At 38.4% G+C, this 12,791-nt stretch carries 14 protein-coding genes; 8 read left to right on the top strand and 6 right to left on the bottom strand.

Features of this window, described 5'->3' with window-relative positions; genetic code table 11:
• Positions 1-225 precede the first annotated feature (225 nt).
• Positions 226-822, top strand: a complete 597-nt coding sequence (locus tag EPL02_RS04535) for a hypothetical protein (RefSeq protein ID WP_131887103.1) — start codon at positions 226-228, stop codon at positions 820-822.
• Between the two features lie 40 nt (positions 823-862).
• Positions 863-1,192 carry a hypothetical protein gene (locus tag EPL02_RS04530; RefSeq protein ID WP_131887102.1) on the top strand — a complete coding sequence of 110 codons (330 nt, stop codon included), beginning with the start codon at positions 863-865 and terminating at the stop codon, positions 1,190-1,192.
• Between the two features lie 72 nt (positions 1,193-1,264).
• Here EPL02_RS04530 and EPL02_RS20780 read toward each other — a convergent pair whose 3' ends face one another.
• Positions 1,265-1,420, bottom strand: coding sequence for a hypothetical protein (locus EPL02_RS20780; RefSeq protein WP_165932511.1), 156 nt, complete (start codon positions 1,418-1,420; stop codon positions 1,265-1,267).
• A 314-nt stretch (positions 1,421-1,734) separates the two neighbouring features.
• Here EPL02_RS20780 and pgaC point away from each other — a divergent pair, with 314 nt between their 5' ends.
• The 5 genes from pgaC to EPL02_RS21320 all read left to right on the top strand — a co-directional run bounded on the left by pgaC (position 1,735) and on the right by EPL02_RS21320 (position 6,440).
• Positions 1,735-2,991 carry a poly-beta-1,6-N-acetyl-D-glucosamine synthase gene (gene pgaC, locus EPL02_RS04525; RefSeq protein ID WP_131887101.1) on the top strand — a complete coding sequence of 419 codons (1,257 nt, stop codon included), beginning with the start codon at positions 1,735-1,737 and terminating at the stop codon, positions 2,989-2,991.
• Positions 2,949-3,410: a poly-beta-1,6-N-acetyl-D-glucosamine biosynthesis protein PgaD gene (gene pgaD, locus EPL02_RS04520; protein WP_131887100.1), complete on the top strand. Its 462-nt coding sequence runs from the start codon at positions 2,949-2,951 to the stop codon at positions 3,408-3,410. The genes pgaC and pgaD overlap by 43 nt, the downstream gene beginning before the upstream one ends.
• A complete protein-coding gene (locus EPL02_RS04515; protein WP_131887099.1) occupies positions 3,407-4,273 on the top strand; it encodes a polysaccharide deacetylase family protein in 867 nt (288 codons plus the stop codon). Before pgaD ends, EPL02_RS04515 begins: the two co-directional genes overlap by 4 nt.
• Positions 4,274-4,411: 138 nt before the next feature.
• Positions 4,412-6,127 carry a putative bifunctional diguanylate cyclase/phosphodiesterase gene (locus EPL02_RS04510; RefSeq protein WP_094912763.1) on the top strand — a complete coding sequence of 572 codons (1,716 nt, stop codon included), beginning with the start codon at positions 4,412-4,414 and terminating at the stop codon, positions 6,125-6,127.
• Between the two features lie 85 nt (positions 6,128-6,212).
• Positions 6,213-6,440, top strand: coding sequence for a YczF family membrane protein (locus EPL02_RS21320; RefSeq protein ID WP_483295830.1), 228 nt, complete (start codon positions 6,213-6,215; stop codon positions 6,438-6,440).
• Here the strand turns inward: EPL02_RS21320 and EPL02_RS04505 are convergent.
• The 5 genes from EPL02_RS04505 to EPL02_RS04485 all read right to left on the bottom strand — a co-directional run bounded on the left by EPL02_RS04505 (position 6,435) and on the right by EPL02_RS04485 (position 11,583).
• The gene (locus EPL02_RS04505) at positions 6,435-7,538 is read right to left on the bottom strand and encodes a GerAB/ArcD/ProY family transporter (RefSeq protein ID WP_131887098.1); all 1,104 of its coding nucleotides are present in this window, start codon (positions 7,536-7,538) and stop codon (positions 6,435-6,437) included. The two genes, EPL02_RS21320 and EPL02_RS04505, sit on opposite strands and share 6 nt — an antisense overlap.
• 17 nt (positions 7,539-7,555) lie before the next feature.
• Entirely contained in the window at positions 7,556-8,746 is a 1,191-nt protein-coding gene (locus EPL02_RS04500; protein ID WP_094912766.1) for a Ger(x)C family spore germination protein, read from the bottom strand.
• Positions 8,747-8,770: 24 nt separating this feature from the next.
• Positions 8,771-10,285: a spore germination protein gene (locus EPL02_RS04495; RefSeq protein WP_131887097.1), complete on the bottom strand. Its 1,515-nt coding sequence runs from the start codon at positions 10,283-10,285 to the stop codon at positions 8,771-8,773.
• Between the two features lie 289 nt (positions 10,286-10,574).
• A complete protein-coding gene (locus EPL02_RS04490) occupies positions 10,575-11,069 on the bottom strand; it encodes an Imm26 family immunity protein (protein WP_094912768.1) in 495 nt (164 codons plus the stop codon).
• Between the two features lie 28 nt (positions 11,070-11,097).
• Positions 11,098-11,583: a DUF2062 domain-containing protein gene (locus EPL02_RS04485; protein WP_131887096.1), complete on the bottom strand. Its 486-nt coding sequence runs from the start codon at positions 11,581-11,583 to the stop codon at positions 11,098-11,100.
• Positions 11,584-11,796: 213 nt separating this feature from the next.
• On the opposite strand from EPL02_RS04485, the gene galE reads away from it, so the two are divergent.
• Positions 11,797-12,777: a UDP-glucose 4-epimerase GalE gene (gene galE, locus EPL02_RS04480; protein WP_131887095.1), complete on the top strand. Its 981-nt coding sequence runs from the start codon at positions 11,797-11,799 to the stop codon at positions 12,775-12,777.
• Positions 12,778-12,791: the final 14 nt, after the last annotated feature.

Genomic DNA, 12,791 nt, shown 5'->3' with positions numbered 1-12,791 from the left:
CTTCACCTTTTATGTGAGTTTATAGTTTGATTGTTTTGTTTCATTAAATGAGCATGGAGATAAATTTACAACTTACTAGAAAAAATGTGTTTAATTTCAATAAATATTACAGTAATATTACAATTGTAATGAAAAAAATGGTGTTTGTCATCAACTAAAAGATGTGAATTTTCAAACTCAAATAATAAAAAATCACCAAAATCTATCATTCGTCTAGGAGGCTCTATGTTAAAAAATCTATTTAAGCGAAATATTACAGCAGCGGAATTTTGGTCTTGGTTTGAAAAAAATCGTGAAGCATATTTTGAGCTGGATGAAAACAGCTACGAAATATTGTTTAATAAGCTAGGCGTACAGCTGTCAAAGTATCATAAAGAAGTAACGTTTGAGTTCGGTGTCGAGTTAAAAGAAGGAAAAAGAGAGTTTATCATCAGTGCAGACGGTATGCTTCCGGCGTTCCCAGCCGTACAGCAGCTTGTAGAAGCAGCTCCTTCACTTGATCAATTCGAAATCGTTGCATTCAGGCAGAGGGGATCCAGTGAACAAGAGGTGTGTTTTGAAGATGTAGTTCTTGAAACAAAAGACGTCTTCTTTACGTCTGAACATAACTCAGAACTAGATTGTTTAGATATTGTGATGTATATCAAAGGCTACAGAGAAGAGGACGATAACTTTATCGGTGCTGCCTTCATTATGCTTGATAGCTTAATCGGTGAGTTTGATGTCGGAACAAAACTTGGAGATATCCAGTTTGAAGCTTACGAAGGACAGAATGATGTGAAGCCAATTTTGGAATTGGTTACGTTAGTTGACGACATGTAGATAAATAGGTTTCATTTTGTAGTGAATAAGGGGGCATAACATGGTGGGAAAATTAAAAAGCAGTAAACCAACTGTAGAGTGGAAAAAGCGAATGGAAGAAGACGAGCTATTCACGGTAGAGAATATTCAAGCGACAGACGAAGTCCTAGACCTTTATTTAAACCAATTAAAAGATGCTAAAGGTGTAGAACAAGACATCTTACGCTGCGTGAAAGAAGTAGTGCTAAGCTTAAATGATTTAAATGAAGAGTTTGATTATTTCATTGAGACGATAGAAAGAGAAGAGTTGTATGAGTTTATTACTGAAGCGGCTAATTTAGCTGGTTTAGAAACGGAAGAAGATATAACTGAAGAGTGGAGAGAATGGTAACAAAATAACTTTCATTCAAGCAGCTTAAAAATCTAAAGACGTGAAATTTTTAGGCTGTTTTTTGAATTGTTTTTAAACTGCTAATACAAATCCTCCAACCGAAGCCGTTAGGTTAAACTTTGTTTTGGTTAAATACGCTAATGATATATAGCCGAAAGCTATTATTGAGGTAACGCCCGATAGGGCTATAAGTAATCTCTTCTTCAAAAAGGCTTGAGTAATACTCAAGTACCCCCTTCTGTCCATAACTACCATTCAATGATTTTATGTAAATAAACCCATTGTCGTTATTATTACATAACAATATAGTAGCCGAAATAAGTACTGCCAAGCAAACTTTCTCCCTTTAGCATAAGTTCTTAATCATTCACCTCTTGATAACCAACTTGGAGTCTTCATTCTTTTACTATTTGATTCTTTTGTACTATAATTCTCTTTGACTCAATTATTGCAACAACCGTTTTTTGTATGTTCCACTAAACTAATTTAGTGTTACAATAGTCAACATGTGCAATTTTTACTAGTCAAAAGGAGTTAAGGGAATGAATATACAACACGTATTGGTACCTGGATTTGAGAAGCTGGCAAGCTTTGTTTTCTGGTATCCATTTATCATGTCTTTATTTTGGATTGCGGGTACGCTTATTTACATACGCTATCGTGACCGAGATCCTGAATTTGATGTGTCAACAATAGATTGGCCTTTGGTTAGCTTTCTAGTGCCGTGCTATAACGAAGAAGAAACGATTAGCGAAACGCTGCATCATCTTTTAGCATTGGATTACCCATCCAAAGAAATTATTCTGATTAATGATGGAAGTACCGACAGAACAGCCGATATTTTAAAAGAAATCAGTAAAAAACATCCTGAGGTTCGCGTCATTCAGCTCTACGAAAATAAAGGGAAAGCCAACGCGCTGCACTTGGGTGCGCACGCATCAAAAGCTGAGTTTTTGATTTGTTTAGACTCTGACGCTATTTTAGATAAAGATGCTCCTTATTATTTAATGTATCATTTTCTTCATAAAGGAGAGCGCTTAGGTGCCGTTACTGGAAATCCACGTATTCGAAACCGCAATACGCTGCTAAGTCGAATTCAGCTAGTTGAGTATTCTTCTATTATTGGTTCGATTAAACGAACTCAGCGTATTTTAGGGAAAATCATGACTGTTTCCGGCGTAGTCGTAGCCTTTCGAAAGAAAGCACTGGTAGATGTTGGACTGTGGGATCGAGATATGATTACCGAAGATATTGCAATAAGCTGGAAGCTCCAGCAGCGTTTTTGGGATATTCGCTATGAGCCACGAGCATTGTGCTGGATGCTTGTGCCTGAAACCTTGCAAGGGATTTGGAAACAGCGTGTTCGCTGGGCTCAAGGTGGACAAGAGGTTATGCTTCGCCATTGGAGAGCACTGTTTCAATGGAAACAACGCAGAATTTGGATTGTATATTTAGAGCAGTGGATAAGTACAATCTGGTCCTTCTCGTGGCTTTTTGTAACGCTAGTGCTTCTATTTACAGCAAGCAGTCCGCAAGAGATGTTTCTTTGGTTTACATTTACTTCGTTTGCCTTGGTGTTTATGAGTTTAATTCAACTGCTTATTGCGCTAAAAATTGATTCGAAGTATGACAACGTTAAGCGATATTATGCATGGGCAGCTTGGTATCCAGCTCTTTACTGGATTGTGAATACTATTGTAGTAGTAAGCGCGTTTCCTCGTGCTATAAAATCTCGCGTGAAGGGAGGTTATGCTACATGGAGCAGTCCAGACCGAGGTTTGACGAAGAGCAAATCATAATTCAAGCTAAGCAGCCGCTTCCTCGATTTGTAATAAGCGTAATTATTTCATCTGTTTTTTGGTTGTATTGTGGAGGGGTTGTTTGGTTCTTTCTTTCAGCTATTATCGGTGTAAATGACCGTTACAGTAGCGTAATGAAAATTGCGTTTAAAACAACGAACAGCGAAGTTCGAACATTTTTAGTCCTTGGCCTTATCGTTTTTGCCTTCTTTTTCTTATCTTTATTTTTATGGAGAATTTACAATAAAAAAAAGTTTGGTCCTTTAACTCGGCGAAAAATGCCGTCAAATACAAGTCTAAAAGACTTAGAAAATCTTCAATTACTGTCTAAAGATCAAATTCGAGCTCTTCAGAATGCGCATTACATTGAGTTTGATGTAAATCCGTTAAAACATACTGAAGAGAGGAAACATGCATGAAGAAATATTTGTTTCTAATGTCTATCTTTGCGGTGATAATTGGCTTTCTTTCTTTCAAAGCCCTTAAGTGGGAAGCAGAGGCGACGTCATCAACCACTTTAGAGAACAAGCTCGAAACAAATGGATGTTTAGGACTGAACTATCATCGTGTACGTAAGCATAATTGGTTTAATCGAGCCGCTAAATCGATGACAAAGTCTGACGAGTTGACCAAGTACAGCGTCTTTAGTACCGAATTTGAGGCACAGTTAGAAAAGCTTAAGCAATTAGATGCGACGTTTGTAAGTCCCGCAGATATTGAAGAGTATCAGCAAAAAGGTACGTTTCCAAAACGATGCGTATGGATTTCTTTTGATGATATTGACCGTACGGTGTATGAAAATGCGTTTCCAATTTTGAAGAAGGAAAACATTCCGTTTACGCTGTATGTCATTGCAGGGCAGGTCGGAGCGAAAGACTTTCAAAACTTAAATATGGCTTCATGGAATCAGTTAAAAGAAATGACGGACAGTGGCCTTGCGACTATTGGTTCCCATACGTATGATATGCATCGCTTAGAAGGGGATAAGCCTTTATTTCTGACCCCTAGTAAATACAGTGCATTTGGTGAAGATTTACGTAAAAGTAAAGAAACCATTAAGCAGCATCTAGGAATTGATCCGGTTTACTTTGCGTATCCGTACGGTAATACAAATGATGACGTAGCGAAGGTCGTAAAAGATGCAGGGTTTAAGCATGCGGCTATTCTTGCACCGCGCGTGATTACGAAAGAGAACGATCCGTATTATCTAAATAGAATTGTAGTATACAACAAGACCTTTCAAGATCTTATTGTTCCGTGGCTACTTCGTCAAGAGTCCTAGAATAAAACGTATGCTTGTTTCGACAAGTAGTAGAGACTGAAGGTAAGACAGTTGTTCTTTATAAATTAAATTATATAAGGCCCACGATTCTCGTGGGTTTTATTGTATTAATCTAATTTTAAGAAGGGTGTACAAGTGATGGAAAACAACAATTTTGAACGTAAGTTTAAAGAAACGTTAAAAAAAGTGAATGATATTGAGCTGGCGTTAAATGAATCATCCATCGTAGCAATTACAGATAGCCAAGGCTTTATTAACCACGTAAACGATAAATTCTGCAAAACTTCCCAATATGAAAGGCATGAACTCCTCGGCCAGAACCATCGTATTATTAATTCTGATTATCACCCAAAGCAGTTTTTTAAAGAGTTATGGCAAACCATCCGCTCGGGTAATGTATGGCATGGAGAGATAAGAAACAAAGCAAAGGACGGCTCATTCTACTGGGTAGATACAACCATCGTTCCTTTTTTAGACGAAAATGGAGAGCCGTATCAGTACGTGTCTATCCGAAATGATATTACGAAGCGTAAGCTGTATGAAGAAAAAATTAAGCAGCTGGCTTATTATGATTCGTTAACGAATTTGCCTAATCGCTACTGGTTGAATAAACAGCTAAAAAAGCTTTTCATCGCCGATGAGTTTCCTGAACTTGTAGCAGTTTTATTTCTAGATTTGGATCGTTTTAAATCAATTAACGATACGCTTGGTCATTATTATGGAGATGTACTGCTTAGACGCGTCGCCGAAAGATTAGAAAACTGTGTTCCTTCTTCCAGCTTTGTCTCAAGGCATGGAGGAGATGAGTTTATACTGGTTCTGCAAGACCTGCATACAGTCGAAGAAATTAAGAAAATGGCTGAAAAAATTGTCAAGGAAATGGCGCTACCATTTTTCTTGAATGGCCATAAGTTTTTTACCTCGACAAGTATTGGCATTAGCTTGTTGTCAAAAGAATGCAAAAAGCAAGCTGCTTTTGAAGAGGTAGATGAACTAATTGAACAGCTCATTAAGCAAGCAGATATGGCAATGTATGTAGCAAAACGAAATGGACGAAATACATATGAGCTAAGTTCATCTTCATCCAACCAACGAATGATGAAGGCGCTAAATATGGAAAATGAACTGAAGCATGCGCTAGAAAAAAATGAGTTTCAGCTCGCTTATCAGCCTTTAATCGATTTGAAAACATCTGAAGTCATCGGAGCAGAAGCTTTAATTCGTTGGAACAGTGAAAAATATGGAGTGATTCCACCTAACGAATTTTTACCTATTTTAGAAGAGGGAGGTTTGATTGTCCCTGTTGGGAAGTGGGTGTTAGAAGAAGCTTGTAAGCAAATGAAAATCTGGACTGACATGAGCTCACAAATGAAGAAGATAGCCGTAAACGTATCGCCCATTCAGCTGAAAACACCTGAATTTGTGAAGGAAGTTGAAGCTATTTTAAGAGAAACGGGGCTTAGTCCAGGCTTTCTTGAAATGGAAATTACGGAAAACGTCATTCAGCATAGTGAAGAGTTAAATAAAGTACTTATTCCTTTACGAGAACTAGGCGTAAAATTAGCAATGGACGATTTTGGCACTTGCTATTCTTCACTTAGCTACATTAAATATTTGCCAATTAATACGCTGAAAATTGATAAATCATTTATTGATGAATTGGATGAAGTGGGAAAAGTGCTTGTTCAAACCATTATTCAAATGGGAAAGCAGCTTAACTTTGAATTAACGATTGAAGGAATTGAAAGGCAGGAACAGCTGGAGTTTGTAACGAAACAAGACTGTCAGATTGGGCAAGGGTACATCTTTTATAAGCCTCTAACACCAGGAGAGATTTGCGAGTTATTAAGATAAGTGTAACTTATGCTAGAGTGAATGAGAGTTGCATATTCCTTAGCTATCTTTCACATGTTATATAAAAAAGATAGGTCGTGATTATATGGCTAAACTACTTTCCTTTCCATTAATTTGCCTTGGGGTGCTTTTAATGAGTTCATGGATTGATATTCTTCAAGGTAATAGTATCTTTCAATTCCTTCATAATCTTAGGTATCATTTAAAAACATGCATAGGGGAAGATTATTTGCTCATCTTTTTACTTCTCTTTCTCTTTGTTATTGTTAGTGTAGTCACAACGATGAAACGCCAGCAGCCACCCGAATTATAAAGCTGCTGGCTTTATTTTTTGCTTGATATAAGCCGTAACTAATAGTAGGAGTGGGATTCCAATATGAAAAGGCAAATGGAAAAAGTAAGGCACCACTTTCAACCCTTCCGCTATATGAGCCTGATAACTAGGGGCAATCATTAGCGAAGAGAAAAAAATAATAATACCAATAAAGTAAATAAATGGAGGAGAAGCTTTTATTCGAAATAAGCCACTGGCCCCAATGACCGCACAAAAGAAATAAATGGCGATCTTAACAAAGCCCAACATCACCATCAGAACAATAATGAACGTGTCTAGGCGCTGAATAAAATTGCCGATATTAATATGGCTAGCAGCTGTAAATGCAGGAAAGGTAGATCTAAGAGTCGTATCTGCTCCTAATACAGATGTAAGGACAAGTCCATTAAAGGATAACCAAAGACCGCTGATTACAATTGCGAACAGGCCAACTTTTAGAGCTTTACTTGTTTTATTTAAATAAGGGAGAATCATTGTAAACGTAATGAGCTCTCCAAAAGGCACCGTCACGCCAAGAGGAAATAGCTCTTTCCACACTTTCTTAATTCCACCTCCAAGTACAGGCTGAAGGTTTTCAACTTTTATATAACCGCCTATTATATATAGGCTATTTAACGTTAAAAAAGTAATTAAAATAATAGAAAAGCAGAGGCACGTTACTCTGGAGAATCCTTCTATCCCTACGCAGATGGCGTAAATTAAGGCAAAAATCATACAAATTCCTACTGTCACGATAGAAGTGCGATAATAGGTGGTGCTCGTTAATAACTCTTCAAAGTCCCTTAGTACTCTGGAAGCAATATAAATAAAATAAATAACGTAACAGAAGCTTATAATGCTTCCTACATACTTCCCGAAAATTTTAATTGTGTACTCTGTTAGTGGGCTTTCAGGATATTTCTTATATAAATAAATATACACTAGAAACAAAAGGCATCCAAAAAAAGACGCTGATAAAGGGACGAGCCAAGCATCCTGTTTAGCTCCTTTTCCAATGTCTAACAAAAGAGCGCTACCTAGCATAAAAACCACCATTAGACAAAAGAGCTGGATGCCATCAATTTTTGTTTTTATCAATGTTTTCTCATCTCCTTTTACTCTGCCTCATAGGAATTCGTTCGCATTCCTGTATTTGTGATATTGACGTTAACTTTAATTGACGTTTTGGCATTCGAAAATAAGTTGCGCCAATTATCTTGATGTTTGTGCCAGTATGTTGGGTGTGTACGAGCCAAACTATCACCAAATCCAAAAATATCGGACTTTTCTTTTTGGGCAATTGCAATAGTCTGCTTAATTTGTTTTGTTATTTCTTTTTCAAATTCCTTTTCATAACGATTTAATAAGTGATGATCCGTTAAATCGGCTGCACATGATGATTCTAAAATCTCACCGGTCATCGTTGAGTTTAGATGAATAATGGGTTCGTTTTGACGTACGTCTGTTTTTATTTCGCTTTTCACTCGATTGATCCCCAGACCTATATTTCCTTGCTTGCATTGAATTGAAACTACTGTACTATTTATGTCTGAAGTAATGAATTGAACCGCTCGAGCTTTTTCACCGTCTAACCACCTGACTAGTTTTCCTTCTTTAAACATAGCTAATCCATTTACTTCTATAACGGAAGGGTTGGTTGTTTCTAAGTTACTTGCTCGACTGCTTTCCGGAGAATCATTGTGTATGTTGAGACCTGGAATTGCTAAATCCTTTCCTTTACTTGAAAGGGCAGATATGGCATCGTATACGAGCATATTATTAGAGACTCCGTACAGTTTTTGGTTATTTTCACTGGTACTGATAATGCTTTTCACTGGATTGATTTCAAAAGGTTCAACACCATTAAGCACATGTTCAGCCGTACTATCTCGAGCAATAAACACGGGTAAACTTGTTCGTCCCTGTTTGCTTCTATCTAACGTATCAAAGAGAGAGTCAAGATTATTTCGTGCTAGTTTCTCACTGACGACAACGAGTGACATGTGAGTTAGGGTGCTTCTTCTAGGAATGATGGCAGATGCTTTTCGCGAGGTTTCAAGCAAGGTTTCTCCCGTCACCGTATAATTCACAACGGCCAAGCCTGTGTCTGCACTAGAAAGCCCTTGAGCTAAACCACTTGGATTAAGAACTTGATACGTTACTCGATAAGGCTCATTAGGGTCATCATTTTGGTCAAGGCCAACGCCTATAATTACTCCAACTTGATTTAGTTCTAAATAGTTTGAGCAGCCTGAAGTCAGGAATAAAATTATGGTAATCAATAAAAATAAATGGTTTTTTTTCATATGAAAACTTCCTTTAAGCAAGCGTTACTTAATCGGCTTAGGTTTATTTGGTTTTTTTAACAGAAATGGCAAAGGGAAACGAAGTAGGCCATCTTTTTGTTTTTGTAAGTTAAAAGGAGCAAACGGATTAAAATACAGAATACCAAATGATCGCAATGTGCTCATGTGAAGCCAGATACACAGCGTCACGAGCAGAATGCCATATAGCCCAATAAATGAAGCCGCTAAAATTAACATAAATCGAAAGCCACGAGCTACGCTAGAGATGCTGATGTTTGGAAGAGTGAAGCTACTAATGGAAGAAATGGCTACGATAATAACGACAGCTGCTGATACAAACCCTGCGTCTACGGCTGCTTGACCTAGGATTAGTGCTCCTACAATTGAAACGGCTGGGCCGATCGCCCTTGGCATTCGAATACCAGCTTCTCTAAGTGTTTCAAATGCCAATTCCATCAGGATAATTTCCACGATTGCCGGAAAGGGAACAATTTCTCTTTGAGCCATTAAGCTTACCAGCAGCGTAGTAGGAATAAGTCCGTGATGATGAGTTATTAACGCCAAGTAAATAGACGAAACGTACATCGACAAAAAGAAGGCAACAAATCTTAGTAATCGTATAAAAGAGCTAATATAGTAATTTTGATAGTAATCCTCAGGTGATTGAAAGAACTGAGAAAAAACAACGGGTGTGATTAACACATAAGGCGTTCCTTGGATAATAACGGCGACGCGACCTTCGAGTAAATTTCCTACTACCGCATCAGGCCGTTCTGTGCTTAGGACTAAAGGAAAGATGGTTTTGCTGTCATCTTTAATAAATTCTTCAATATAGTTTGATTCAAGAATACTATTTACATCAATTCTTTTTAGTCGCTTCTCAACTTCTTGTTGAATGGCTTTATCTACTATTCCTTCTATGTACATAATAGCCACTTCCGTTTGCGTCACTTTCCCAATCTTCATGCTTTTTAATCGTAAACAAGGGTTTTGGATCTTAGCTCGAATTAAGGACGTATTGGTTCTTAGACTTTCAGTAAAACAATCTTTTGGTCCTTTCACAACCGTTTGCGTCGTTGGCTCCGTTATTGCGCGAGACTGTAGCTTTTGTGTATTGGTAATGAACAGCTTAGAACATCCATCTAACAAGACAACTGCATCTCCTGAGACAACTGCTGAAAGAAAGCTATCCCAGTCTTCTTTTATAGTTAGCTGAGAAACAGCCAAAGTGCCTTTTACGCTTTCTTCTAACTCCAACGAATTAGCTTCCTTAGTTGCGTTTGCCCATTGAATTAAAGGATTAATAACATGTTCGTTTACAATCGCATCATCAGCCAATCCATCAAGGTGGAGCACCGCTATTTTTATTTTTTCGTTGTGAGGTGAATGTATAAAGCGAATAAATAAGTCTGAGCTGTCTCCGAGCGCTATTTTTAACTTCTCTACGTTCTCATCTAAACGATTATGTAAAGGTTGTAGCGCTGGTGCCTCTGGCAAAGTTTGCTCTTTAGTTCGTTTAAAAAAGCGTCCGTAAGGCATTTTCTCTACCTTCCCAATTAATAAATTTGTTCGTATTTCTAGTTTTTTCTTATGAACCAATAATATGTATAAAAAGAAAATGTTTATTGTTTATAGGTAAAGGAATAGGTGGAGGAAGTAAAGCGGAAGGAGACAGGGGAAGTTAGTGTTCAATCTGGTCTGCGCTATTTGCTATTAGTTGCATAGAAGCTATGAAGAAAATGACATTGATTATTGTAATATTTGTGGATCTATAGCCATACAGCAAACATAAATAAAAGAGCCTAACACTTTAAGGAAGTTAGGCTCTTTAGTATAGATATTTACTTTTTGTTACAAAGCGATCTTCTGCACGAAATTTAATGACTTCATATCCCCACGTCGAAAACGTAAGATATTGTTCATATTCTTTTTTTGTGATGGGACGAATTTCCGTATACCCTTTTTGGAGCATACAATCATCGGCAAACATCTCTTGAGATCGAAAATAAGCTACTTCTAATTCATCTAAGGTTAAGTCTCGATAGCCTAAAATCATGCCGTTTAAGGCGGTTTCCACAATCATTTTAACGTGGCCATCACCTTGCTTGAGAATAGCACATCCTTTTAGATCTTCAGAAGTAGGTGGCTCAGGCCCGCACCAGTCCATAAGCCCAGCAATGAAATGCTTCGTGTGCTCAGCGCTAATCTCGAGTACTCTTCCGCAGGAAAATTGTCCATTGCTTAAAGGGATAGCCCAAAACTGCCCAGGGATAAGATAACGATTGGATTTTGGTTGAAACGGATAGGAAATGGTCTTTAGCATGCGTAGTACCTCTCTTATTGTTAAGAAATTAAACAACCCATTTTTTATAAACGTAGTATAAAATCTCAGCTCGATACTGATTAATCATATAATAAACGCCAGCGTAAAGCAGACCGCCAAACAGCACCATATTCACGGTCATTCCGGCTAGAAATATCTTGCCGATATGTGCACCTGTTTCCAGATGATCGGCCAAATCATCATCGGGGACTTCCAGTAACGTATGATCTAGATTGATGGGCACGAGATATTCACCGACTACGGTGTTTAAGTAAAACATGAGGGGGGAAGCCCACATAAACAGCATTCCGCCAATGAGACCAGCCATGCTGTTGCCTTTACATAATTTGGCTAAGCCCACAGAAAGGATCAGTCCAAACCCAAAGGTAGGAACAAAGTTTACAATTGAACCAAGGCTAAAGCCAAGTGCAACTTTATGAGAATGATCTTTTAGTCGCAATAGTTTGATAATAAGGTATTTAAAACGGCGCTTGAGAATTGTTAGTTTGGTCACGTCATTCTTTCCTTTCTGTAGTCAACCGTGTATGTATAGGGATGAGAACTATATTCTTATTTTACATCATGAAAATGCTGGAAGGAGCACTTTTTTTAGCATATTCAATGAAAATAAAGAAAAGTAGTCATCTTCAGTTCACAAAACTCATTTACAATATCAGGGTAAAAGTGTACGATAAAACTAGTCAAAATGGACTAAAGGAGAGATTTTATGATTTTAGTAGTTGGAGGAGCTGGCTATATCGGTAGCCACCTCGTGAAAGAGTTAGTGAAAACAAGTGAAGTCGTTGTCTTAGATAACCTCTCAACGGGGCACCGCTGGGCGATTGATGAGCGCGCGCAGTTTGTAGAAGGAAATTTAGGGAGCGAAGCGGACTTAGAGCATGTATTTTCTACTTATCAAATCGAAGCAGTGATGCATTTTGCGGCGAACAGCTTAGTAGGAGAGTCGGTTGTTGACCCTGTGAAGTACTATGAAAACAACGTCGCAGCGACTCTTACGTTATTAAAAACGATGATGAAACATAACGTAAAAAAGTTCATCTTTTCATCCACAGCGGCAACGTACGGCATTCCGTCTGTTGACATCATTACGGAAGAAACAAGCACGAATCCAATTAATCCGTACGGCCGTTCGAAGCTGATGATTGAACACATCTTAGCGGACTACGCGCATGCATATGGTATGGAATACGTGGTGCTTCGCTACTTTAACGCAGCGGGCGCGTACGAAACTGCAGAAATCGGCGAATCGCATGATCCAGAAACGCACCTCATCCCGATTATCCTTGAACACTTACTAGGCGAAAGAGAGCACATTTCCGTGTTTGGCTCTGACTACGACACGGAAGACGGCACGTGCATTCGCGATTACATTCACGTAACGGACCTTGCTAACGCACATATCGCTGCGCTTCAGTCACTTTTAGCAAGCGAAACAAAAACAGCGACGTACAATCTAGGAAACGGCCTTGGCTATTCGGTAAAAGAAGTCATCGATACGTGCGAGCGCGTAACGGGTAAAAAAGCGAACGTCGTGATGGCGGACCGCCGTCCTGGAGACCCAGCTCGACTTGTTGCGTCCTCTGATAAAATCCATCGTGATCTTGGTTGGAAAGCGGAACGTTCGCTAGAAGAGATTATCGCATCTGCATGGAAATGGCATCAAAGTCAAGTGAAGGTAGTGAAGTAATAAAGAAGCCGAGA

The organism is Bacillus sp. CBEL-1, from assembly GCF_004348885.1.
GTDB lineage: Bacteria > Bacillota > Bacilli > Bacillales > Bacillaceae_H > Priestia > Priestia aryabhattai_A.
The sequence above is the reverse complement of the archived record's forward strand: the minus strand, read 5'-3'. Positions and strand labels throughout refer to the sequence as shown.

What these genes read in the sequence shown, in the direction of transcription:
- EPL02_RS04535 (WP_131887103.1), top strand. Translation starts at nt 226, where the DNA reads ATGTTAAAAAATCTATTTAAGCGAAATATTACAGCAGCGGAATTTTGG.
- galE (WP_131887095.1), top strand. Translation starts at nt 11,797, where the DNA reads ATGATTTTAGTAGTTGGAGGAGCTGGCTATATCGGTAGCCACCTCGTG.
- EPL02_RS21320 (WP_483295830.1), top strand. Translation starts at nt 6,213, where the DNA reads ATGGCTAAACTACTTTCCTTTCCATTAATTTGCCTTGGGGTGCTTTTA.
- EPL02_RS04510 (WP_094912763.1), top strand. Translation starts at nt 4,412, where the DNA reads ATGGAAAACAACAATTTTGAACGTAAGTTTAAAGAAACGTTAAAAAAA.
- EPL02_RS04530 (WP_131887102.1), top strand. Translation starts at nt 863, where the DNA reads ATGGTGGGAAAATTAAAAAGCAGTAAACCAACTGTAGAGTGGAAAAAG.
- EPL02_RS04515 (WP_131887099.1), top strand. Translation starts at nt 3,407, where the DNA reads ATGAAGAAATATTTGTTTCTAATGTCTATCTTTGCGGTGATAATTGGC.
- EPL02_RS04490 (WP_094912768.1), bottom strand. Translation starts at nt 11,069, where the DNA reads ATGCTAAAGACCATTTCCTATCCGTTTCAACCAAAATCCAATCGTTAT.
- pgaD (WP_131887100.1), top strand. Translation starts at nt 2,949, where the DNA reads ATGGAGCAGTCCAGACCGAGGTTTGACGAAGAGCAAATCATAATTCAA.
- EPL02_RS04500 (WP_094912766.1), bottom strand. Translation starts at nt 8,746, where the DNA reads ATGAAAAAAAACCATTTATTTTTATTGATTACCATAATTTTATTCCTG.
- EPL02_RS04495 (WP_131887097.1), bottom strand. Translation starts at nt 10,285, where the DNA reads ATGCCTTACGGACGCTTTTTTAAACGAACTAAAGAGCAAACTTTGCCA.
- pgaC (WP_131887101.1), top strand. Translation starts at nt 1,735, where the DNA reads ATGAATATACAACACGTATTGGTACCTGGATTTGAGAAGCTGGCAAGC.